Annotated in this window: 17 protein-coding genes and 3 tRNA genes; 3 read left to right on the forward strand and 17 right to left on the reverse strand. The window is 50.2% G+C overall.

Annotated elements, in window-relative coordinates; genetic code table 11:
* Positions 1-56 precede the first annotated feature (56 nt).
* Positions 57-1331 (forward strand): mechanosensitive ion channel family protein, encoded by a 1275-nt coding sequence (locus tag AC5SV9_RS05040; RefSeq protein WP_475146835.1) that lies wholly within the window; start codon positions 57-59, stop codon positions 1329-1331.
* Between the two features lie 38 nt (positions 1332-1369).
* Here the strand turns inward: AC5SV9_RS05040 and acnA are convergent, their stop codons facing one another.
* Positions 1370-4087 carry an aconitate hydratase AcnA gene (gene acnA / locus AC5SV9_RS05045; RefSeq protein ID WP_475146838.1) on the reverse strand — a complete coding sequence of 906 codons (2718 nt, stop codon included), beginning with the start codon at positions 4085-4087 and terminating at the stop codon, positions 1370-1372.
* 143 nt (positions 4088-4230) lie between these two features.
* Entirely contained in the window at positions 4231-5433 is a 1203-nt protein-coding gene (gene tyrS / locus AC5SV9_RS05050) for a tyrosine--tRNA ligase (RefSeq protein ID WP_475146841.1), read from the reverse strand.
* Between the two features lie 148 nt (positions 5434-5581).
* Between tyrS and AC5SV9_RS05055 the strand changes: the two genes are divergently transcribed.
* A complete protein-coding gene (locus AC5SV9_RS05055; RefSeq protein ID WP_475146842.1) occupies positions 5582-6934 on the forward strand; it encodes a peptidoglycan DD-metalloendopeptidase family protein in 1353 nt (450 codons plus the stop codon).
* A gap of 61 nt (positions 6935-6995) precedes the next feature.
* Here the strand turns inward: AC5SV9_RS05055 and AC5SV9_RS05060 are convergent, their stop codons facing one another.
* The 7 genes from AC5SV9_RS05060 to AC5SV9_RS05090 form a co-directional block, all read right to left on the reverse strand.
* Complete coding sequence (locus AC5SV9_RS05060) at positions 6996-8126, reverse strand: sodium ion-translocating decarboxylase subunit beta (protein WP_475146845.1); 1131 nt, start codon at positions 8124-8126, stop codon at positions 6996-6998.
* A 19-nt stretch (positions 8127-8145) separates the two neighbouring features.
* Positions 8146-9930, reverse strand: coding sequence for a sodium-extruding oxaloacetate decarboxylase subunit alpha (gene oadA / locus AC5SV9_RS05065; protein WP_475146847.1), 1785 nt, complete (start codon positions 9928-9930; stop codon positions 8146-8148).
* A gap of 12 nt (positions 9931-9942) precedes the next feature.
* Positions 9943-10185: an OadG family protein gene (locus AC5SV9_RS05070; RefSeq protein ID WP_475146849.1), complete on the reverse strand. Its 243-nt coding sequence runs from the start codon at positions 10183-10185 to the stop codon at positions 9943-9945.
* Between the two features lie 268 nt (positions 10186-10453).
* A complete protein-coding gene (locus AC5SV9_RS05075; RefSeq protein WP_475146850.1) occupies positions 10454-10999 on the reverse strand; it encodes a PqiC family protein in 546 nt (181 codons plus the stop codon).
* Entirely contained in the window at positions 10996-12663 is a 1668-nt protein-coding gene (gene pqiB / locus AC5SV9_RS05080) for an intermembrane transport protein PqiB (RefSeq protein ID WP_475146852.1), read from the reverse strand. Before pqiB ends, AC5SV9_RS05075 begins: the two co-directional genes overlap by 4 nt.
* Entirely contained in the window at positions 12641-13942 is a 1302-nt protein-coding gene (locus AC5SV9_RS05085; RefSeq protein WP_475146854.1) for a PqiA/YebS family transporter subunit, read from the reverse strand. Before AC5SV9_RS05085 ends, pqiB begins: the two co-directional genes overlap by 23 nt.
* Before the next feature lie 149 nt (positions 13943-14091).
* Complete coding sequence (locus AC5SV9_RS05090) at positions 14092-15321, reverse strand: glycerophosphodiester phosphodiesterase family protein (protein WP_475146856.1); 1230 nt, start codon at positions 15319-15321, stop codon at positions 14092-14094.
* Positions 15322-15543: 222 nt separating this feature from the next.
* Between AC5SV9_RS05090 and AC5SV9_RS05095 the strand changes: the two genes are divergently transcribed.
* Positions 15544-17838 (forward strand): TonB-dependent receptor domain-containing protein, encoded by a 2295-nt coding sequence (locus AC5SV9_RS05095; RefSeq protein WP_475146858.1) that lies wholly within the window; start codon positions 15544-15546, stop codon positions 17836-17838.
* A gap of 125 nt (positions 17839-17963) precedes the next feature.
* Here the strand turns inward: AC5SV9_RS05095 and AC5SV9_RS05100 are convergent.
* The 8 genes from AC5SV9_RS05100 to AC5SV9_RS05135 form a co-directional block, all read right to left on the reverse strand.
* Positions 17964-18040: transfer RNA gene (locus tag AC5SV9_RS05100), tRNA-Arg, on the reverse strand.
* 62 nt (positions 18041-18102) lie between these two features.
* A tRNA-Arg gene (locus AC5SV9_RS05105) sits at positions 18103-18179 on the reverse strand.
* A 10-nt stretch (positions 18180-18189) separates the two neighbouring features.
* Positions 18190-18279 (reverse strand) — tRNA-Ser (locus AC5SV9_RS05110).
* A gap of 165 nt (positions 18280-18444) precedes the next feature.
* The gene (gene csrA / locus AC5SV9_RS05115; RefSeq protein ID WP_475146861.1) at positions 18445-18645 is read right to left on the reverse strand and encodes a carbon storage regulator CsrA; all 201 of its coding nucleotides are present in this window, start codon (positions 18643-18645) and stop codon (positions 18445-18447) included.
* 304 nt (positions 18646-18949) lie between these two features.
* A complete protein-coding gene (gene alaS, locus AC5SV9_RS05120) occupies positions 18950-21568 on the reverse strand; it encodes an alanine--tRNA ligase (protein ID WP_475148321.1) in 2619 nt (872 codons plus the stop codon).
* 31 nt (positions 21569-21599) lie between these two features.
* The gene (locus AC5SV9_RS05125) at positions 21600-22037 is read right to left on the reverse strand and encodes a regulatory protein RecX (RefSeq protein WP_475146862.1); all 438 of its coding nucleotides are present in this window, start codon (positions 22035-22037) and stop codon (positions 21600-21602) included.
* 11 nt (positions 22038-22048) lie between these two features.
* Positions 22049-22771 (reverse strand): DUF2189 domain-containing protein, encoded by a 723-nt coding sequence (locus AC5SV9_RS05130; protein ID WP_475146865.1) that lies wholly within the window; start codon positions 22769-22771, stop codon positions 22049-22051.
* A 113-nt stretch (positions 22772-22884) separates the two neighbouring features.
* Complete coding sequence (locus AC5SV9_RS05135) at positions 22885-24927, reverse strand: S46 family peptidase (protein WP_475146866.1); 2043 nt, start codon at positions 24925-24927, stop codon at positions 22885-22887.
* Between the last annotated feature and the right edge of the window lie 163 nt (positions 24928-25090).

Genomic DNA, 25090 nt, shown 5'->3' on the forward strand with positions numbered 1-25090 from the left:
TGCTAAGGTAAACGCATTAACATAAAACACCTGAGTGACTTATGTCAGGACAGATAATGACCTGGTGGCAAGATGTTGTCACACAACTGCAGCAGATTACGTTCTGGTATCAGCTGTTGGCTATTGCAATATGTCTGGTGCTGGCATTACTGATAAACCGGGTCTGGGGCCGACGCCTTAGCGACAGTGGTGGCCAGGGCTTACGCCATGTTGCACTTCGCAGCTCGCACCGCATTCTGCTGCCTTTTAGCATGGCCGCTTTATTAGCGCTCAGTCGTGAGCTGCTGCAAACCTATGAACTGCCGCAACAATTGCTTGCACCCCTGATACCCGTGGCGCTGGCGCTGGGGCTGATCCGGTTACTGGTGTACATCTTACGTAAAGCCTTTCTGTCCAGTCCGCTGGTCAAATCAGCTGAACCGGTAATTGCTGTGGTTATCTGGTTGCTGGTGGTACTGCATCTGACTGGCTGGCTAACGCCTCTGCTGACCACTATGGATGCGCTGGCATTCAATCTTGGCGAAACCCGGCTATCACTGCTTGGTACGGTAAAGCTGGTGCTGGTGATTATTCTCGCTTTTACGCTGGCCTTGTGGCTGGCAGAGCTGCTAAACCAGCAAATGAAGAAAAACCGCCACATCAGCCCGAGCATGCAGGTCGGTTTTAGCAAGTTCAGCAAGTTTCTGCTGATCACCATCGCCTTTTTAGTAGCACTGAATGCCGTTGGTATTAACCTCAGTTCACTGGCGGTATTTGGCGGCGCCTTAGGTGTAGGCCTGGGTTTTGGCTTACAGCGTATCGCCTCTAATTTTATCAGTGGTTTTATTCTGGTATTGGACCGCAGTGTAAAACCGGGCGATGTGATTTCTGTCGGTGAAAACTTTGGCTGGGTGCATGAGCTCAAAGCACGTTATGTCGTGGTGCGAAACCGCGAAGGTGTTGATACGTTAATACCCAATGAGAACCTGATCACCTCAGAGGTGATTAACTGGAGTTATGAAGACCGCAATGTGCGGGTGAAGATTCTGGTGCAGGTAAGCTACGAAGATGACCCCGAGCAAGCCATGGCGCTGATGCTAAAATGCGCGCATATATCTAAGCGGGTATTGGATACACCAGAACCGACGGTGATGCTAAAAAGCTTTGCCGACAGCGGTATTGAACTTGAACTGCGGGTTTGGATAGCCGACCCGGAATACGGTGCAGACACGGTAAAATCAGATATCAATGTTGCTATCTGGCGCGCTTTTAAACAGGCCGGTATTACTATTCCTTACCCACAACGTGACTTACATATTAAATCCGGCCTGTCATTGCCCAAGGCTGAGTAATAAATAACGGGCGCCTGCCAAAGCAGGCGCCCGCTCTGTTACGCCTCTCCTATCATACGGCGCAATACATACTGCAAAATACCACCGTGCTGGTAATACGCCAGCTCATTGCCAGTATCAATACGGCAATGCACATCAACTTCCTGTTTAGCACCATCCGGATAGGTGATCACCAGCTGCAGCTTTTGCCGCGGTTTTAAAGCAGACAAACCGCGCAGCGTAAAACTTTCTTCACCGGTCAGCTTTAACGTTTTGCGATCGGTACCGGCCAGGAATTGCAGTGGCAATACACCCATACCTATCAGGTTTGAGCGGTGTATACGTTCAAACGATTCGGCAAGTACGGCTCGGACACCCAGCATCAAGGTGCCCTTGGCTGCCCAGTCGCGTGATGAACCTGTACCATACTCCTTGCCTGCTACCACAATCAGCGGTATCTGCTGTTGCTGATAACGCATGGCTGCATCAAAGATTGGCATCTGCTCACCGGACGGATAATGCCGGGTAACGCCACCTTCTGAACCCGGTACCATTTCATTGCGAATGCGTACATTTGCAAAAGTGCCGCGCACCATCACTTCGTGGTTACCGCGGCGCGAACCATACGAGTTGAAATCTTCCTGCTTCACCCCATGCTCCCGCAAATACTCCCCTGCCGGGCTACTGGCTTTAATAGAGCCCGCCGGTGAAATATGGTCTGTCGTCACCGAATCACCTAATACAGCTAGTACACGGGCTCCCTGAATATCGGCTACCGCTTTAGGTTTTCTTGCCATGCCGCGGAAAAAGTCCGGATGACGGATATAGGTAGAATCAGGCCAGGCATAGGTCTTCGCTTTTGGCACATCTATCGCCTGCCAGCTTTCATCACCTTCAAACACCTGAGCGTACTCCGCACTGAACATGCTGCTTTGAACTTTGGCTACCGCGTCTGCAATTTGCTGACTGTCCGGCCAGATATCTTTTAAATAGACATCGTTACCCTCTTTGTCCTTGCCAAGCGGTTGATGGCCCAGATCAATATTTACCGTACCGGCTAAAGCGTAAGCCACCACCAACGGCGGCGATGCCAGCCAGTTTGATTTCACCAACGGGTGAATGCGGCCTTCAAAGTTACGATTACCTGACAATACCGCAGATACATTCAGATCTGAGGCGACAATAGCCTCTTCTATCGGTTTAGCCAGTGGGCCGGAGTTACCGATACAGGTAGTACAACCGTAACCCACCAGATGAAAACCCAGTTGCTCAAGTGACGGCATTAACCCGGCTTCCTCTAAATAACGGGTAACCACTTTAGAACCGGGTGCCAGTGAACTTTTTACCCAAGGCTGACGTTTTAGCCCTTTAGCAACAGCATTCTTCGCCAGCAACCCTGCCGCCATCAGCACACTTGGGTTGGACGTATTGGTGCAAGAGGTAATGGCCGCGATAACCACCGCATGATTATCCAGCCGGATACGCTCGCCATTAAAGTCGAAACTGCGGTCAACAACAGGTGCATCAGTCTGACCACCGCCCTCGTTTAGCAGCTCAGCATCACGCTGCTGACTGACCTTTTTCTCTTGCGCAATGGCGGCATCACAATGCTGTTTCAACTCGGTCAGGGTAACTTTATCCTGTGGCCGCTTCGGCCCTGCCAGCGATGCCACCACCGTATCTAAATTAAGATGCAGAGTGTCGGTAAACACCGGTGTTTCGCCGCTTTTACGCCATAATCCCTGCTGCTGACAGTAGGTTTTCACTCTGGCAATCAGCGCATCATCCCGGCCTGTTAGTTTCATATAATCCAATGTCACCTGGTCAACCGGGAAGAAGCCGCAGGTGGCACCATACTCGGGCGCCATATTGGCAATAGTTGCCCGATCTGCCAGCGCCAGCTGGTCCAGACCATCGCCAAAAAATTCGACAAACTTACCTACCACGCCATGCTTACGCAGCATTTGCGTTACAGTCAGTACCAGATCGGTTGCCGTAATGCCGGGCTGCAGCTTACCGCTGAACTCAAACCCCACCACTTCAGGAATAATCATCGACACCGGCTGTCCCAGCATCGCAGCTTCGGCTTCAATACCACCGACACCCCAGCCCAGAATGCCCAGCGCATTTATCATAGTGGTGTGCGAGTCAGTGCCGACCAGGGTATCGGGATAGGCCAGAGTGCCGTCATCGGTTTGCTCTGCCCAGACACTCTGCCCCAGGTATTCCAGGTTTACCTGATGGCAGATACCTGTGCCAGGCGGCACAACCCTAAAATTACGAAATGCTTTGGCGCCCCAGCGTAAAAAGGCGTAGCGCTCGTAGTTTCGCTGCATTTCAATATCAACGTTCTGCTTAAACGCTTGCTCAGTAGCATACTTGTCAACCATGACAGAGTGGTCTATCACCAGATCAACCTGAGAGAGTGGGTTGACCTTATCCGGATCTTCGCCAAGCGCAGCAACTGCGGCACGCATAGCGGCCAAATCAACCACTGCCGGTACGCCGGTAAAATCCTGCATTAATACCCGCGCCGGGCGAAAGGCTATTTCACGGTCAGAGGTGCCGGTTTTCTGCCAGTTCACCAGCGCCTGAATATCGTCTTTCGTGACGGTATCGTCATCAAGATTACGCAGCAGGTTTTCCAATAATATTTTCAGGGAAAACGGTAAACGGTTGATATCGCCAAAAGTCTCTGCTGCTTTTTTCAGACTGAAAATATGATAAGGCTTCTCATTGACCAGTAGTTCACTGGCAAAAGGGTTGCGCTTTGACATGACTTACCTCGTGCTGATTGTAATTTACTCAAGTGTAGTTCATCAGCTATACAGTACGAGGGATTAACGGTGGATGACTGGCTAAGCGGGATGCGCAGCAACTGTACAGCTGCTACGCTAATTATTTATAAAATAAAAGAATTTTAAATCAGGCTGATTTTAGCAAACTTACGCTTACCAACCTGATAAATGGCTTCGCTGCCTTTGGCAATGTCCAGTTTAGTATCTTCTACCTTAGTATCGCCATTTAGCTTAACGGCACCTTGCTTGATCATACGAATGGCTTCTGAGGTACTGTCCACTAAGCCGGCTTCTTTTAGCAGGTTTGCGATAGGCATGCTGTCACCGTCACAGCTGACACTCAGTTGTGGAATATCATCCGGCAAGGCGTTTTTACTAAAACGTTGAATAAAATCCTGATGCGCAGCGTCTGCCGCAGCCTGATCATGAAAGCGGGCAATAATTTCTTTTGCCAGCTCAATTTTTACATCGCGTGGGTTGGCACCTGCTGCCACCTGTTGTTTAAGTGCAGCAATGTCTTCCAACGCCCGGAAGCTCAATAAATCGTAGTAGCGCCACATCAGCTCATCTGATATCGACATAATTTTGCCAAACATATCGTTGGGCGCATCGGTAATGCCGACGTAATTGCCCAGAGATTTTGACATTTTCTGTACGCCGTCTAAGCCTTCCAGCAGCGGTACCATCATCACCGTTTGCGGGCGCTGACCTTCATCTTTTTGCAGCTCTCGGCCCATTAACAGGTTAAAACGCTGGTCGGTACCACCCATTTCGACATCGGCCTGCAATGCGACTGAATCCCAGCCCTGCACCAAGGGGTACAAAAACTCGTGGATAGCAATAGACTGGTTGTTGGCATAACGCTTTTTAAAATCGTCCCGTTCCAGCATCCGGGCAACGGTTTGCCGGGCCGCCAGTTTGATCATGCCGGCAGCACCTAACTCGTTCATCCACTCCGAGTTAAACGCTACCCGGGTTTTGGCCGGGTCCAATATTTTAAATACCTGATCTTTATAAGTCTGGGCATTGGCCAGTACTTCTTCGCGGGTTAACGGTTTACGGGTAACATTTTTACCGGTTGGGTCACCAATTAAACCGGTAAAGTCACCGATCAGAAAAATAACCTCGTGCCCAAGCTGCTGGAAGGCCCGCAGTTTGTTGATAAGCACGGTATGACCAAGGTGCAAATCAGGTGCAGTCGGGTCAAAGCCAGCCTTTATTTTTAACGGCTTACCTTCTTTTAATTTGGCAATTAGCTCATCTTCCAGCAGAATTTCTTCGCAGCCGCGTTTTAATTCAGCTAAAGCCAGCTCCCAATCCGCCATTTTTCTCTCCTGATTTTTCACCTGATTGTGCAAACAAACCGCATTCTATAGCATGTTCAGCCTTGGGGAAACGCACAAAAGTCTGGTGTCGGGCAAAAAAACCGTATATGCTCGGTTTTTGTGCGTTTCCTAAGCCCAGACTGGTATTATGCGACAATTTATCACTAAAATTCCCACTCAACACCGCGTCTTGATTGCTGCAACTTCGGTGTTTTTATCCGTTATTTTATTATTCCCGTCAGAACAGGCTTCCGCTTCCAAAGGTAGTAAGAGCGACAGCCTGGAAATTGGCAAACGTTACAGCCTGAACGTTCCGCAACAGGAAGATGTAGTAGATCAAGAGCAGGCCATTGCTGACTTACCAGCCCTGCCGGAAGAAGATTTATCATTAAACTGGTCGGTACTGCAGGTACAAAAAGGCGATGCTTTATCTGCACTGTTTAAAAAAGCCAATGTCAGCCAACAGGTGATGCTGGATGTGCTGGCACTGGGTAACAGCGTGAAAACCCTGACCCGTTTATTCCCGGGTGAGCAGCTGGAGTTTGGCCTCAATGCACAGGGTGAATTGCAGGAACTGCGCTACGCGCTGAATCATCTGAGCACTTTACGTATCAGCCGTACTAACGACGGCAGCTTTATTGCTGAAGAGCTGAAAAAAGAAGTCGAACTGCGCAGTCAGTTTGCCAACGCAGAGATCCGCAGTAACTTCTGGAGTGCGGGTATTGAAGCCGGATTAACCGAAGCGCAGATCATGAGCCTGGCTGGTATATTCGGCTGGGACATCGATTTCGGTCTGGATATCCGTGCCGGAGACAGCTTCAGTGTGCTATACGAAACCCAGTATGTTGACGGAGAGTTTATCAGTAACGGCAATATCGTTGCGGCACAATTCTCTAATCAGGGCCACTTGTATCAGGCGGTCCGCCACACAGATGGCAATTACTATAAACCTGATGGTGCCAGCATGCGTCAGGCGTTTTTAAGAGCACCGGTCAGCTTTCAGTATGTAAGTTCTAACTTTAACCCGAAGCGTCTGCATCCGGTACTGAAAACGGTAAGGCCACATAACGGCGTTGACTATGTAGCACCGGTTGGCACCCCTATTATGGCTGCAGGTGATGGCCGGGTAATCGCATCAGCCTACAATAATTTAAATGGTAACTATGTGTTTGTGCAGCACGCTAACAATATCGTGACTAAATACCTGCACTTATCCAAGCGTCTGGTTGCCAAAGGTGACAAAGTACGCCAGGGCGAAGCTATCGGTCGTTTAGGCAGCACAGGCCGTGTTACCGGCGCTCACCTGCACTATGAGTTTTTGGTTGCCGGCGTTCACCGTAACCCCAGAACAGTAAAATTGCCGCAGGCCACACCATTACAAGGCCCGGAAAAGAATTTGTTTACCGCACAGGCACAACAAATTCTGGCGCAGTTACAAACCAATGAGCGGGTACTACTGGCAAAAACAGCTGATACACCGGTCGCTACTGCAGCACCTTAATCTCCTTTAGCAATAAAAAAATCCCGGTTAATGCCGGGATTTTTTTATTGCCGTTAATATATTAGCCAACCAGTGCCAGCAAGATACCTGCCGCGACAGCAGAACCTATCACGCCTGCTACGTTAGGGCCCATTGCATGCATTAACAGAAAGTTATGCGGGTTCGCCTCAAGCCCTACTTTGTTCACTACCCTGGCCGCCATCGGCACTGCCGAAACGCCTGCTGCGCCAATTAGCGGGTTGATAGGGTCTTTTGAAAACTTCCCCATCAGCTTAGCCATCAGTACACCTGATGCGGTGCCAATAGCAAATGCCACCGCTCCCAACACCAGTATGCCCAGAGTTTGTAACGTCAGAAATTTATCCGCGCTAAGTTTTGACCCTACTGCCAGACCAAGGAAAATAGTCACAATATTAATAAGCTCATTCTGCGCGGTTTTACTTAGCCGCTCGACGACACCACATTCACGCATCAGGTTACCCAGACAGAACATACCTATTAACGGTGCTGCGCTTGGCAATAACAGCACTGTCAGCAGCAACACTGCCAATGGAAACACTATCTTCTCTTTTTTACTGACAGCGCGTAGCTGTATCATCTGAATATTACGCTCGGCATTGCTGGTTAACGCGCGCATGATAGGCGGCTGAATGATTGGCACCAACGCCATATAAGAGTAGGCAGCAACTGCTATAGCCCCCAGCAGATCAGGCGCCAGCCTGGACGCAAGGAAAATAGCAGTCGGCCCATCCGCCCCGCCAATAATGGCGATGGCAGATGCTTCTTTCATGGTAAAACTTAACCCCGGCACTGCATTAAGCGCGATAGCACCCAGCAACGTTGCAAAGATACCAAATTGTGCAGCGGCACCTAGCAGCAACATTCTCGGATTAGCGATCAAAGCGCTAAAATCAGTCAGCGCGCCCACGCCCATAAAAATCAACAGAGGAAACACACCGGTACTGATACCCGCCTCATAAATCATATACAGCAGGCCACCGGGTTCCCCCATGCCCGCCAGAGGGATATTGGTCAGCACAGCACCAAAACCTATTGGCAATAGCAGTAATGGCTCAAATCCGCGGGCAATCGCCAGGTAAAGCAGTAAAAATCCGACCAGCATCATCACGACCTGACCGGCAGTAAAATTCATCAGGCCGGTTGACGCAATTAAGGTTGCAACAGCATCCATGGAAAGTCCTCAGTCAAATTTAGTCAAAGCTAATCAGCACATCGCCGGTGCTAACTGAATCACCTGCCGCCACATGGATATTGGCGACAACGCCATCAGATACTGCCCTGACTTCAGTTTCCATTTTCATTGCTTCCATTATGATCACTATGTCACCACGTTTTACCGCCGCACCGGCTTTAGTGACTATTTTCCAGATATTACCTGCCAGCGGCGCATTCAGTGTGGAATTACCGGTCACAGAAGCACTGGCGGGAATATTCTCTTCTACCACGGGTTTGACAGAACTTAAGGCGCCGCCCGCAGCCACTTCAACCTCATACACCTTACCATCTACCCGCACGCTGTAGCTTGCAGGGCCATTTTGAGGTGCTTTAGCGTTGCTTGGTGCAGCAGCCTTTTGCTCTGAGCTGTCATTATCAGGTGCAGGTTCAAACGCTGCGGGGTTATCACGGTTTTTAAGAAACTTCAGCCCAACCTGTGGGAATAACGCATAGGTCAGCACATCATCGAGCTGTTGCTCAGCCAACCTGATACTTTCAGTGCCCGCCAGACTGGTCAGTTCCTGCTGCAGTTTTTCCAGCTCTGGTTCAAGTAAATCTGCCGGTCGGCAGCTAATGGCTTCAGCACCGTCCAGCACCCGCTGTTGCAATGCAGTATTCACCTTCGCGGGTGTAGCACCGTACTCACCTTTGAGCACCCCGGCCGTTTCTTTAGTAATGCTTTTATAACGCTCGCCTGTCAGCACATTCAGTACCGCCTGGGTACCAACAATCTGTGACGTGGGGGTAACCAGAGGTAAAAAGCCCAGATCTTCACGCACATGCGGGATTTCTTTCAGAACGGCGTCTAACTTGTCCAGTGCACCCTGTTCTTTGAGCTGACTTTCCATATTTGTCAGCATACCACCAGGTACCTGCGCCAATAAAATACGGGCATCAACACCTTTGAGTGAGCCTTCAAACTGCGCATACTTTTTCCGAACATCGCGAAAATAGGCTGCGATTTCAGCCAGTAACTCCATATCCAGCCCAGTATCACGGGATGTGCCTTCCGTGATAGCAACCATGGTTTCGGTGGCACTGTGGCCATAGGTCATACTCATCGATGAGATAGCGGTATCCAGCATGTCAATACCCGCATCAATCGCTTTCTGGTAGCTGGCCGTGGACAGACCAGTAGTCGCATGGCACTGCATTGCCAGTGGAATACCGGTAGCTTCCTTAATACGCGACACCAGCTCTTCACAGTCATAAGGCTTGAGCAAACCCGCCATATCTTTGATGCAGATTGAATGACAGCCCATGTCCTCAAGCTGCCGCGCCATATCAACCCACATATCAATGGTATGCACCGGGCTGACGGTGTAAGAAATAGTACCCTGAGCATGAGCCCCCACTTTTATTGCCGCCTGCACAGCCGTTTGCAGATTACGGATGTCGTTCATTGCGTCAAATATGCGAAATACATCAACCCCATTTTTATGGGCGCGCTCAACAAACGCTTCGACCACATCATCAGCATAGTGGCGATAACCCAGCAAGTTCTGGCCACGAAGCAGCATTTGCTGCCTGGTATTCGGCATGGCTTTTTTCAGCTCACGGATACGGTGCCATGGGTCTTCTCCCAGGTAACGGATACAGGCATCAAAGGTAGCCCCGCCCCAGGATTCCATTGACCAGTAACCCACTTTATCCAGCTTAGCGGCGATCGGTAACATATCGTCCAGACGTAAACGGGTGGCCAATAACGACTGGTGCGCATCACGCAACACCAGTTCTGTCAGTAATAATGGCTTACTCATTGAGGCATCCTTTTATTGTTTTTGGCGATGCTGGTGCACAGCAGCGGCAATAGCGGCAACGATAGCCGGGCTGGTACCGCTGCTACTGCCGGCGTCGATACGGTTCGCTTTTTCAACAAGCTTTACCGGAAAGTAGCGCAACATAAACGCACTTATCAGTTGCACGATAAATACCAGTAATAGCAGGAAGGCAAATACCGCCACCATTCCTATAAACATCAGATTGGCGGCTTCCAATAACAGTTGCGCGACCATAGTGTCTCTCCATCAGTTATCCGCACTAAGTTGACTGTTCGGCATAAACTCTTCAGCTTCTCTGAACGATAGCAGCTTAAACTGAAATCAGCAGGCAGACTGTGCATTATGCGCAGTTAATCGCCGCCGGCTAAATAAAACCCGGTGATAACTACTATTTACCCGAACAATTTGCATAATTTACACACAGTACACGTAAAGACACTCAAATGTCTAGCCATCCACAAATCGATAGCAGTGACATCACAGCTATCGATGTAAAATGAAATTAGCTTTCACTGGTAAGTTGTTGCGCGATTTGCTCGCTAAGCTGCTGTACACACTGAGCAAGTGCACTAACAAGGGCTGGATAGCCATCATCGGCCAGAGGTACCCGGATGGAAAAACTTTCAGTCGTATTTACACTGCTGACAACAAAGCGACCGCTGGCAATAGCGTAACCGTCTTCCTGACCATGAAAACGATCCAGCTGCACAGTCACTTTTATCGTATCAGCCGAAGGTTGCATAACCGCCATGTACTCTGGCAGTGCCGTTTGCAGCCGGCTGCGCAGCTGACGTTGCAGCTGGTGATCTAGTGCTTCAGCCCATAAATGCTGCCGTGCCATCACCAGCTCTACATCAGATACCTGTAAAACCAGCCCGCGACCATTCAGATAGCTTGCTACCTGCACCGGCTCAATATACAGCGTTTGGGTTGAGTTACTATTAACGCTGCCTGTTACAGTGGTAAGCGGCAACTGGTAAAAGGTTGTTTGTGGCTGACTGCTGCAGCTGCTTAGCAGAAGTATCATCGCTGTGGCTAACCATCTCATTGCTCTGCCCTCTTCGGCTGTGGATCTGCAGCAATATCCGCTTCGAATATCAAAGCATTACTTTGCTGATTTAATGTCTGTAATACAGGCTGCAATTCGCGCAGCACCTGATCTAACGTTTGTAAACTGCTGTCCATACGCTCATATGCCGGGGCCCCGGGGCTAACGCCTGCAAGCATGCGCTGCAGTTCCTGCAAACTCTGCTGCAGCTGAGCCGGTAACTGTTGCAACTGCGGATTAGCGATGAGTTTATCCAGCTGAGCGACCATTTTGGCAGCGTTCTGCATCAATGCATCTGTACTTTGCATCGTCTGCTCGCTTTGCACTAATAGCTGCTCTACCGGTAAATTATTGATTTTATCCAGTGCCATCAGCACCTTTTGTTCTATGTTACTCAGCCCGCTGCGGGTGGTTGGCAGCATCGGATAGCCGGCGCTTTGGCTCAGTGCTAATTGTTGTGCCTGCAGTGCCTGTTGTTCAATATCCGGGGCAGAATCTTCGCTAACGTCTAAATCTATATAAAGCGCCCCGGTTAGCAGGTTGCCGGTTTTTAACGCTGCATGCATACCGCGTTGCACCGCTTTGTCCAGCTCTTGCCGCAGTTGTTTTAATGTCAGGTTTTCATATAAACGGCCCGCTTCAATGCGGATCAGCACCGGAATGCCCTGCTGCAACGACACCTCGAAGGGTTTATCAATCGAAAAGAAAAATGGCACACTGGTGACGGTTCCAACCCGCACGCCGCGATACTCGACCGGAGCGCCCGGTTTCAAACCGCGCACCGACTCATCAAAAAACAGTAAGTACTCAACAAACTCGTTGTACAAACCGTCCTGGATACTCTGTTTATTCGGAAACAACTGAAACTCTGAGCCATCCGCCACAGCACCGCCAGCTGGCCAGCCTTGCATCAGGTCAAAACTGACACCTCCGCTTAACAACGTCGTGGCCGAACCTACATCAACCTGCAAACCTTCTGCTGACAGATCGACAGAAAAACCGCTGCTAAGCCAAAACCGCACATTCTCAGATACCAGCACATCGAAAGGCTCTCGGATATATAACTGATAAAGCGTACGCCGTTGTGACAAGTCAAATTCGCTGTGTTCGACAGTGCCGACTTCATAGCCACGGTACAGCACAGGATCGCCAACCGCCAGACCGCCGGTTTCAGCGGTAGACAGCACCACCCTGATGCCGGGCGCATCAGCAGGGGCCACTGGCGGCGAATCCAACAGCTGATGCTGTAACTGCTGCTTGTCTGAATCGCCCGGTTGCAACTCAATGTATACACCAGATAGTAAGGTATTTAACCCAGTGATCCCGCCACGCCCCACCTGGGGTTTCACCACCCAAAACCGTGAGTCTTCGTTTAACAGATCGGTAATGGCCGGTTTCATCCGGGCTTTAATGATGACCTGTTTTAAGTCATGGCTCAGCTCCACTGACACCACTTGGCCAACGTCAACACTGCGGCTTTTAATTTGTGTCTTGCCGGCAACAATACCCTCTGCGTCGGCTGTCAGCAGCGTCAGCAAAGCGCCTTGTTGCTGATAATGGTTATACAGCATCCAGATACCGATCAATACGGCTGCAATGGGCACCACCCAAATCGGTGACCATTGCTTTATCCGGTTAACCTTAGCACTCGTTTGTTGCGTCAAATCGGACTCCCTTTTGCTCAGTCAGTGGATCCCACAACAGCCTGGGGTCAAAACTCAGTGCTGCCAACATCGTCAGAATTACCACAGCAGCAAATACTAATGCCCCCACACCGGGATACACACTCATCAATAAATCAAACCTTACCAACGCTGCCATAATGGCTACCACAAGCACATCGACCATAGACCAGCGGCCAACCCAATCAACCAAACGGTATATCTGTGAGGAATAGCGCTGACGCCGGTGCTGTGGAATGGCCGTTAAATAACATAACCAGAACATCACCACGATTTTCACTACCGGCACAATAACACTGGCGACAAGGATAATAAGCGCGACCGGGTAAGCCCCGTCCTGCCACATCAGTACCAGCCCACTAATAATAGTTGAATCAATGGTCTCACCAAATGAAACGGTTCGCATAATAGGCAGCAGATTGGCAGGGACATAAAGTAGCGTCGCAGCAATCAATAATGCGATAGTGTTCTGGATACTGCCACGCTGACGCAACCTGACCCGGCTGTGACAACGGCTGCAATGTGTCTGGGCTATCGGCACCATTGCAGTGCAGACTTTACACAGTTTTAATTGCTGCGCCATGCCGGGTCTGCCGGCACGCGCCCTTACCTGTGGCGCAGGGCAAGGAGCGATCTTCGACCAGAGCTCGCGTCGATCTATTACCTGAAACGCTCTAAGGTGCAGCAAACAAAATAAACAGAACGCCCAGAAACTTGGCCCCAATGAAATATCCGCATCCGCCACCAGTTTCACAAAACTGATGATCAGCCCCATCAGAAAAATATCCACCATGCTCCAGGGTTTCAGCATATACAACACCCTGGCAACCCATGTTCTGGCAGGTAATGCGTACAGCATACCAAGCTTCAGGTACAAAATAGCACTCATGCATACTGCAGGTATCAGCTGGATCAACAGCCAGATCAGAATCGCCAACCATTGATGATGCTCGCTGAACAACACCGACGAGGTATCAAAAAAATGCATCTCATTGCTGTTACCGGCAGCAAACATACTGACAAAGGGGAACAAATTCGCCAACAGCAGCATAAAGAGTGCAGAACCGGCATACAGCACCGGTCGGACTATTGGTTCAGGGTGGCGCGCATCAAGATGGTGGCCGCAGCGAATGCAACTGGACTCTTCACCTGGTTCCAACTGTGGCACCTGCTGCACCAGATCACAGTGCGGACACAAGGTCAGCTCAGGCGTAAAATCCGCGGCGGTTTGAGTGGCAGCATCGCTGGTGATTGATGTCACGTTCTGGCTTATCCGTGGTTATACCCTAGGCGGTTTTACCAGTACAAAGCTGAACCCTGCCTGAGTATAAACACCGCATTGAGGTGACAATTTATAGCATAATCACAACTACTTAGCGATGAAGAAAGCCGACGGCGGCGCGCAATATATTATTCAGGCACCAGCAGACAATTCGCATAAAACGTGGTAGTACCGGGCCAGTCAGAGAACACGCCGATAACACCAACATCCTGTGCCAGCACATGTAACACCTGTAATATAGCACCGTCATCCCTCGCCAGCAGCGGCAACGACTGATAATACCAGTCGGGGCCTTTAGCCAGTGGGGCCGAGCGCTCCAGGCTCCAGGCTATGATGTTCAGCCCGGCTGCTCTGGCCGCTTTGGCATACTCAGTCGGTACTATAGCTCCGTCCTGTTCACGCAATAATACCCACAATGGCGGCGCAATAATATTTAACCCAGCGGCTTTCAGTGCTGTCATAGAGGGTTGCCAACTCTGAGGCTGCTGCGGATCAAACTCCGGCTGTTCATAGCGCTCGTCAAGCCATACGGCCTGACGACCGAATTCTGGTTCATGTTCAAGCCAGTACAGAATATCCTGCCAGTTAAATGACTGCAGATAAACCTGAGATGGTGCGACACCAGCGGCTTTGTATTCATCAACCAACTGCTGTGCATAGTGCTCAGAGGTGAATTGTTGCTGAAATGGCATCGATACCTCAGGCTGTTTCAGCTCTGGGATCATTTTCACGCCCTGCTGCTTAAACAACGCTATACTCTGCCGGTGCGTCAATGGCGCTGCGCACTGACTGTATAGCTCACTGCGCCATGCGGGAGTACCGGCGACGTAATCTTCAACCAGCACCGCCGCCGGGTTAACACCGTCCATTTTCGCGCACAGCTGGCTAAACTCGTCAGACGTAATATCGCTGGTACAGCAACGGGCGTTTGCTACGCTGCCTGTTGCCGGGTCGGCTGGCGTAAAAGGTGTGCTGCATTTTGCTGCCAGTTCAGGCCGCAGCAGGATATCAGTGGTTTGATGCAGATCACACTGTGCATGCCGGCAAACCAGTTTTAAATCCGCGGTGAAAGTAACATCACATTCAGCGATACCTGCCCCCATATCAATAGCAGCCTGGTAAGACGCCCGGCTGTGCTCGGGAAACATGAGCGGGGCCCCCCGGTGTGCCAGCGAAAACTCACTGCGGTAAAATGGCTGTTGACGGCAAGCTTCCAACTGCTGCTTCAACTCTCCTTCCGGTAGCTGTGATAGCAGATACAGTGGCCTTGGGCCTACTTGCGCCAGTGTCTCTGTCGCTTTAGGCGTTACCTGGCATCCGCCAAGCAGCATCCCCAGTAAAAAGATTAGGTATCGCATACAGCTCCTGCTCTGAATTAAGACTAACCAGCCCGCTAACACTACTGTCCTGTTGTGACAGCGCTATGAACCCCGCCAGTCAAGTCATAAAAGCAAAACATTATTTACACATTAACTACATCTAGAAGTCACGCTAATTACACACTCGCTCTGCACAATATGCCGCCGTCGGAAGCTCATCCGACCATAACGATAATATAATCAAAGTTAGGGAGAATAATTGTGCGTCACTTCAGGCTTAAAGCAACCACATTGGCAATAGCGGGTATTCTATCGACGCCGCTGCTTGCTCAGCAGAGCAATACCAGCGAGAACATCAACAACGAAAGCGATATTGAAGTATTGTCAGTCGTTGGCAAACGGGTCAGCTACGCTAACAACAGCACAGATAACAACACTAAGCAGCTGCAACCTGCTATCGGTAATGTGTTGGATTTGGTCGACTCGTTACCGGGTGTAAACGTTGGCCAGGGCGATGCATTTGGCGGCGATGATTATACCACTACCATCAGTCTGCGCGGCTTTGTCATTGACCGGGCAGATCAGCAACTGGGTATTACTGTTGACGGTGTTCCCAACGGCGGCTCAGCCTATGCCGGCGGTAGCAAAGCCAATCGGTATCTGGATAGTGAAAATACGCAGTATGTTGAAGTTGGCCAGGGGTCTGCTGATATCGCATCAGCGTCACTGGACGCTCTGGGCGGCACACTGAATTTTGTCAGTAATAATCCTTTGGCAGAAAAAGCGGCTAAAGCCGCGTACAGCAGCGGTAGCAACAACGCCAGACGTTACTTTGCCCGTTTTGATACCGGCTTGCTGTTTGACCACACTACTGCCTACTTTAGTTTATCCGACAGTTTCGCCAATCGCTGGATTGGCAGCGGTAGCAATGGCGCAACTGAGCGGCTGCATGCGGAAGCGAAAAGTATCACTGAGCTGGAGAAAGTTCGTATTACGGCACGTTTATCCTACGATGACGCTAACGAAGACAACTATGATTACCGCTCACTTGAGCAGTTCAGACAAAACCCATATTGGGATGGCTTAACCAGTGCCTGGACCGGCGATCCGGACATTGATCAGAACTTTGCTGAGGCTTGGTCTACACTACGTGAAAATACCTTGCTGTATGTAAAAACTGAATTCGATATCACCGAACAGCTGGAAGCTGATATTACCCCTTACATGCACTGGCAAAGTGGCCGTGGTGACTGGCTGCCGCCATATCAGGTTTATGCTGTTGACAGCAATGGTCAGCTGATCAGCAAAGGTAACGGCGCTGAGCGTATCACCTATAATTATATCGATGCCAACGGCAGACCTGTACTGGAAACGCCGGCAGATGTCAGTGATTTGACGCGCGTATCCTCCTACCGCCATACCCATTATGAGAAACAGCGTTACGGCGTAACGGCCAATCTGCAATGGACATTGGCACAACACCAGATCCGGGCGGGCATTTGGCTGGAGCAGCAAGAACGCAGCCAAATCCGCGACTGGCATAAAGTCATCGACCCTAAGGTATATCATTACTTCGACCAGACACCTTACTGGGTACAGTTTGATGATGATTACGATCAGGATGTCGTGAAGTACTATCTGCAGGACCAAATCACTTTCGGCGACTTACAGCTTAACCTCGGCCTGCAGCAATATCTGATTGATATTAACCGCACCGATAATTTTGATGTAAGCAACAATGGTAAGCTGGACAGTGATTCTGATCTGCTGCCAAGCCTGGGTCTGATATACCGTTTAACCGATACGCTGGAAGCCTTTGCCAGTTACTCAGAAAACTTCAAAGCTATCCCGGACACTATTTTAAATACAGCCGGACAGGATTTCGCACAGCTAGAAGCAGAAACTGCTGACAACTATGAACTGGGTCTGCGCTACTTCGGTGAAACGCTTAACTTGTCGGCTACCTATTACAGCGTCGATTTTAATAACCGTATCACCCTTCTGGCTTATGAAGAAATTGATGACCTGCCGGATTACCTGACCGAACTGGATGGCACCTTTGTCAACGTCGGCGGTGTTGAGTCAGACGGCTTCGAAGCAAGTCTGGATTGGCGCTTTGCGCAAAACTGGTCTTTCACCTCGTCACTGACTCTGAATAACTCAGAGTACAGCGAGACGATTAACGGCTATCGCGCCGGAGATAAAGTTGCCGCTATACCAGAACAAATGCTAGCCAGTGCGCTGCATTACCATGATGGCCACTACAGAGCCGGTATCAGTGCTAAATATACCGGTGAATACTACGGCGCAGCCAAACGCAGTACCAGCGGTGACGTGAGTGTCTGGAACCGTGATAACCTTCCGTCATCCGTTATCTGGAATGCTTACTTTGGTTACCAGCATGATCTGGGCAACAATGCTATGTTCCGCAGCGTAGACCTGGCGCTGACACTAAACAACATTACAGATAAAGCTTATATCAGCGGTGGCCAGGAAGGTGCTTACTTGCTAGGAGCAGACCGCACAGTCAGCTTTAGCGTCGCGCTGAGCTTTTGACGATACTCTGACTTCAGACCTTTTTTAATAGCAACGCTATGGTTTCGCCATAGCGTTTTTCTATGACTTTTTCAGGCACAATAAAAAACCCGCTGCAGTGTTACCTGAAGCGGGTTCTTCGTATATGGCGGACGCAGGAGGATTCGAACCTCCGACCGCTCGGTTCGTAGCCGAGTACTCTATCCAGCTGAGCTATGCGTCCGGGATGAAACAGATTTTAGCACACTATTTATTAAGCACTGTGTCGGTGCTGCCCATATCAGATGGCGGACGCAGGAGGATTCGAACCTCCGACCGCTCGGTTCGTAGCCGAGTACTCTATCCAGCTGAGCTATGCGTCCATCTGAAAAATGGCGGAGAAAGAGGGATTCGAACCCTCGATAGAGTTTCCCCTATACACCCTTAGCAGGGGTGCGCCTTCAGCCACTCGGCCATTTCTCCGCGCTGTGTTGCGGCGTGTATATTAATGTCTCAGGAAAATAAGTCAAACAATTTTTGGAACTGAAAAGCGCGTTTGCCGACCTTTTAAGCAATTCGCCGGAATTAAGTCATAAAACGTACAAAAACGGCATAAATCATCGGCAAAACACAGAGATGACGCGAAATTTACTCATCGTCACCATAGGTTGAATCAGGTGAGCCTTTTTCGGCCTGAATCCGCATGTAGATTTCTTCACGATGAACAGATACTTCTTTTGGCGCATTGACACCAATACGTACCTGATTTCCTTTTACTCCCAATACGGTGACAGTGACCTCATCACCAATCATCAGTGTCTCACCAACACGACGAGTAAGAATTAGCATTCGTTTGCTCCTTGTTCCTTTTACCCAGCATGATACACACCGGTGTCTACACTAAAGCGCCGTATCATAACTCAGCTACTTAGCTGATTAAAAGTCAGGCGTTTAAATAATTAGCACTGCCAGACGGCATTTTGACGACTTAACACTAATATTGTAACAATCTGCCAGCTTGCGTCGGCAAATACGCGATATTTGCACACGCCCGTAAGGTCAACTCCCTGCCTGACAGCATCTGTCAACCCTGCTGTTCCTCTATTAGTAAAGAAGGGCGCTGGCGCCCTTCTTTATAGTAGATTTAAGCAGTTTAGCCCAATTTTTCTGCGACAAGCTTTTTTGCTGCCGCCATCACCGCTGGTAATGCTGCAGTATCCGAGCCACCGGCTTGCGCCATGTCCGGCCGGCCACCGCCTTTACCGCCTAATTGCTCTGCGGCCCAGCCAACCAGTTGGCCCGCATGTACTTTACCCGTCAGATCGGACGTTACACCGGCAATCAGGCTGATTTTGTCGTCATTTACTGTGGCAAGCAAAATCACGCCTGAGTTCAGTTTATTTTTCAGTTCATCGAGCATAGTGCGTAACGCTTTAGGCTCCGTTGCCGGCAGTTGTGTTATCAGCACTGTTGCCCCGGCCACATTCTCTGCCTGCTCCAATAACGAAGCACCTGCCTGACTGGCCAGTTTAGCTTTTAACTGGTCAATTTCTTTCTCCAGCTGCTTGCTGCGCTCCAGTGCCTGCTGCACACGCTCGCTGATACTGAACAGGTCGCCTTTTAGCGCACTGGCTACACTTTGTGCCTGCTGCTCCAGCTGCTGTACATAAGATACCGCGCCGCTGCCGCTAACAGCTTCAATCCGTCGTACACCAGACGCAATACCACCTTCAGAGACAATCTTGAACAAGCCAATATCACCTGTGCGGCTTACGTGAGTGCCGCCACACAGCTCAATTGAAAACTCGCCCATGCTCAGTACGCGCACTTCGTCGTCGTACTTTTCACCAAACAGCGCCATTGCGCCGGCAGCTTTCGCCTGCTCAATCGGCATCAAGCGGGTTTGCAGCGCATTGTTGTGTTGAATTTGCTCATTAACCATTTGTTCAATAAGGCGCAGCTCGTCGGGCTTTACCGCCTCGAAATGGCTAAAGTCAAAGCGCAAGCGTTCTGGCCCCACCAAAGAGCCCTTTTGCGTAACATGTTCACCTAACACTTTACGCAGGGCGGCATGCAGCAAATGGGTGGCAGAATGGTTCTGTTTGATGGCTGCACGGCGGGCGCTGTCAATTTGCGCATCCACCTTGTCGCCAACTTTTATGCTACCCGCGACACTACCTTTGTGTGCAAAAGCCTTACCCAGCTTTATCGTGTCTTGCACGGTAAACACAGCGCCACTGGCCAATGTCAACGTGCCGGTATCCCCCATCTGACCACCTGACTCAGCGTAGAAGGGGGTAGAATCCAGCACCAGCATAGCCTGCTGACCATCCTGCACCGCCTGTACAGCTTTGCCTTCGACCAGAATTTCCACGATCTGTGCATTTCCAAATTCATGCTCGTAACCGGTAAACTCTGTTTGTTGCGCTGATGTCACAGCCGCATTGTAATCTGCGCCAAAGTTTGACGCCTGTTGTGCCCTTTTACGCTGCTCTGCCATAGCCGCATCAAAGCCAGCCTGGTCTATGGTCAGATTACGTTCACGTGCCACATCATTTGTCAGGTCAACCGGGAAGCCGTAAGTATCATATAACTTAAAGACCAGCTCGCCAGGCAACTCGGTACCCTGCAGGCCAGCCAGCGCTTCTTCTAAAATGGCTAAGCCGCGTTCCAGCGTTTTGCCGAACTGCTCTTCTTCCAGCTTCAAAATCTTTTCCACCACAGTCTGTTTTTCTGCCAGTTCAGGGTAAGCGTCTCCCATTTGAGCTACCAGCGCTGCAACCAGTTTGTAGAAAAACGCACCTTTAGCGCCTAACTTGTTACCGTGACGCACTGCCCGGCGCACAATACGGCGCAGCACATAACCGCGGCCCTCGTTTGAGGGTTGAACGCCATCAACAATCAGGAAAGCACAGCTACGGATATGGTCTGCTACCACGCGCAGTGATTTATCACTCAGATCCGTTGCCCCGGTCGCTTCCGCGGCAGCTTTGATCAGTGCAACAAAGGTGTCAATTTCGTAGTTGCTGTGCACATGCTGTAAAATGGCCGCAATCCGCTCCAGCCCCATACCGGTATCGACGCTGGGCTTCGGCAGTGGCTCCATCTTGCCATCGCTATGGCGGTTAAACTGCATGAAGACGATATTCCAGATCTCGATATAGCGGTCACCGTCTTCTTCCGGTGAACCCGGAGGGCCGCCCCAGATATGCTCGCCATGGTCATAGAATATTTCGGTACATGGACCGCACGGGCCGGTATCCCCCATAGCCCAGAAATTGTCTGATGCATAGGGCGCGCCTTTGTTATCGCCAATACGGATAATGCGCTCAGCCGGTACGCCGACTTCTTTTAACCAGATGTCGTATGCTTCATCATCGGTTTCATACACCGTCACCCAGAGCTTTTCTTTCGGTAACTTCACGACAACCGTCAGAAACTCCCAGGCATAGGCAATAGCATCACGTTTGAAATAATCGCCAAAACTGAAGTTGCCCAGCATTTCAAAAAAGGTATGGTGACGGGCGGTATAGCCGACATTTTCCAGGTCGTTATGCTTGCCGCCGGCCCGCACACAACGCTGGGCTGAGACAGCCCGATTGTAGCTGCGCAAATCCTGGCCCAGAAATACATCTTTGAACTGCACCATACCGGCATTGGTGAATAATAATGTGGCATCGTTACCCGGGATCAGCGAACTGCTGGGTACAATTTGGTGCTGTTTGCTGGCAAAAAAGTCTAAAAAGGCACGCCTGATACTGGCCGATGTCATTGTCATGAAAAAAATCCTGTCCGCTTCGGTTTTACTCTGTTTGATTCATCGCTATTTGAATCTGTTCGTTGCTAAAACCACGGCGCTGCATATATGCCATGCGTTTTAGCTTTTCTTTATAATCAGTTACTTCACTTTGTCCGTACTTTTTCTGGTACTGCTGGCTGGCCATGGCAAACCAGTCAATTTCCAGCTTGGTGGCACATTGTACCACCTGCTCTTTGGCTATCTGCTGTTGCCGGCATTCCTGCACAATGTAATTCAGGCCGTAACCTTTACCGGCCCGGCTGCGCACCAACATCTGCAGAAAACGGTTCTGATCCAGATAATTTTCGCGCTTGCACCAGGCAATAACCAAGGCGATATCTGCCGGGTCACCGCCCTGGCGTCCCAGCCGCAGGCTGAGCTGATTTTCACTGTAATCGCGCCGGCTTAACCAGTTCAATGCCATACGCTTAAGCTCAGCCATATCCGCCAAAATTATACTTCCAACACTGCGTCGTCAGTAGCTTTGACTTGCAACGCAAAAAATTCATTAAAGGATAAAAAGAATGCGATATTTAGCACCGGCACAACGACAAGCAGCCCGATAAAGTACGTAGGCATGGTAAGCATTATCAGTACCAGACTCAAGAGAAGGAAAACCATTAGCGGGATAATATTACGCCAGCACGCAACGAAGCTCGCTTGCATAATAGCCAACAAACGGCGCTCTTTAAGAAAATAGGCAATAGCAACTGCATAGGCAAATATCATCCATACCAGTACAAAGCCTGTGACGAACAGAAATACCAGCGACATTTGCAGGTTGTTGTCCTGTTGCTGCTGCATCAACACCATAGCAAGGCTGCTAAGTGGAATAGACGCCAGCATATTAAGCCCGGCAAGCCGGATAAACACGGCGCGACAGCCGGCTTCCTTTAACGGCGCAAATAACCCTATAAATTGCATCGTCTGCTGGCTTTGTATGGCTACTACGCTTTTATAAACCCCAGCGGTGAGAAACGGATTTAGTAAAATACCAATAACAGCGGTGAACGGATGGATTTGTCCCAGTAAGGCTACAGCACCCAGGGTAATGAACATCAGCACCCAGTTCAATGGCGCTTTTACAAAAATAGTCCAGGCTTGCTTAAGCCAGTTGATGGATGCCAACACCGGTGCCCGGCGCACAATTAATTTTATCCGAAACTGCTTGTCCACATCCTCTCCACAAGTCAGACGCATTATCTGCTAAACGTTAAAGAGGTTAATAATACTGGAAATCAGGCTAAATGCAGAGCGTTGAATACTAATGAGTGCGATAACTGCCCGGATTAGTGTACTGGCAATAATTCAGCCAGTAACGCTTTTGCTGTTCCGCTTTGTTGCAGCTGCCAAATAATAAACCGGCTGTCGACATGCACAGAGCGGCTCAGTGCGGCGTCGTAGTGCCAGTCAGCCAGCAGATTTTCCTGCACACCAGCAAACATGATGCCGACAAGCTCCCCTTTCGTATTAAAGGTAGGCGCGGCACCATAATCACTGCAGCTATCGATACTGCTTAAAAAATTAACCGCAATGCCGGGTACCTGGGCAACACTGTCCGAGGAATCGACGTCTTGCTGGCGTTTCAGATAACTTTGCAGGCTGCTAAAGGGTTGATGCCAAACAGCATCCATCGGGCTATAACCACTGACACGCCCTATGCTAAAACGCAGTGCACCGTTCGCCTCTGCATAGGTCGCTTTGCCCCTGGCATCATTATATGCCAGCAACACTTCCATGACTGCAGCGCGGACACTGTCCAGTTCTGCTTTTAACTCTGCGCGATCTTGTGCAAGCTGGATGGCAGTACCATGCATCGCCACGGAAAAACTTATCAGCGGATCACCGCTTTGCTGAAACTGCTCGGCGCTGCGTTCAAGCCAACCCAGACGTTTTGCCGGTTCGGTCAAAGAGGTACCACGATACATAGCAGATAACTTATGCCGCACAATTTCGCGGTTAAAACCATCGCTTAGCGCAAAATACTGATCTAATGCCGGCAAACGCTGAGTTTCAGGCAACTGTGAGTACTGGCTCAGGAAGTGCAGTGCCAACTCCATGTCAACCCTGGCGTCGAAGTGTGCGTCCAGCTCGGATAATTGCTTACGCAAACGCTCTGTCTGCTGCTTGTCTGGCAGCAATGCCAGTTTATACAGCTGATTAGCCAATGCCGGTAACTGAGCATACTTCAGAAAACCCAGCGCCAGGTCGCGCTGAGCAGCAGCTTGCTGACGCTCCAGTACCTGCTGCAAGCGGTCTAACACAGGCCCGTATAACTGCTGCCTTACCGGACTGCTGTTTATCCACTCCACTACAGCATTTCGCCGCTGCTGCTTCAATGTCAAAAGAGAACTGCGCTGGTAATGCGCCAACAAAGCGCTCACTGTTTCAGCTTGCTGCTTTAATTCTGCCAGTGTTGCAGCATATTGTTCAGCCCGATCACTCCCTGCCGGTGCCAGCTGCTCGATAACGGCAACGGCCTGCTCAAAATACTCAACTGAACGCGGGTACAATAATTCAAAGTTAAAACGTATCTCAGCTTCAGTAGCATAACGCTGACTGGCAGACGAGAAACCCGGTGAGATCACCAGCTCATTTTCTGTTACCCCCTGACGCGACAAGCGGGCAAACTCAGACTGATAGGGGATATTCGTACTGGCATAAGCGCCGTCGTTCGGAGCTCCGGCAACATAAGCCCTTAATAACACATAGTCCTGGCTGTACCGCGGCCAACTGCGCTGCGGCATTTGCTCTGCTGATGCTGGCCGGTATACCAGACGCAGGTCGCGCAGCACTTTGTAGCGGATCAGATAAAACTCCAGTCCGTGATGCAACGAGACTACCTCGCAGCGATAATCACTTTGCTGCTGACAATCACTTACCATAGCGGTTTTCAGCTGCTGCAATTTAACACTGCGCTGCTGTGGTGTAGGCTCGGTATTCAGCTCGCGGTTAATGGTTACTGTTACATCTTGTGTCTGCTGTGGTAACAACAGCTCAAGATTGGCAATCGGCAACTCTGTGTCATGGCTTTGTGCGACAAACTCTTTGCCATCGGTAGCGCCAAGATAAGCCGCTACACAATGATAGCTGGTGATTAAAAGACCGGTTGCGGACACAAAGGCAGTACTGCAATTACCCAGTTTTCCGCTTGTACGCTGTATGTGCGACAACGGCAAACCATGTGGCGCGTCACCTTTTACAAAAGAAAAGCCACGCAGTGCATCGCTACCCTGCTCAAGCTGACGCTGCAGCCAAAAGCCTTCTTCTGCGCGGGCATTTACCCAGCAAAGAGACACAGCCAGCAGAGTGCAACTTAGTATTTTCTTCATAACAAGGTATCGCTCATTCATCTGGCGCAGACGCTACCATATTCTGACTTACTGTCAGCAGTGATTGCGGTAAAACGCCGGAATTTGCGGTAACCGTACACGTTCAGACGCAAGAAAAACCTTGGCCAGAGCTTGATCTCTGAGGCGATGACCGCATAATACA

The sequence above is a fragment of the Rheinheimera sp. ATLC3 genome, assembly GCF_059429535.1.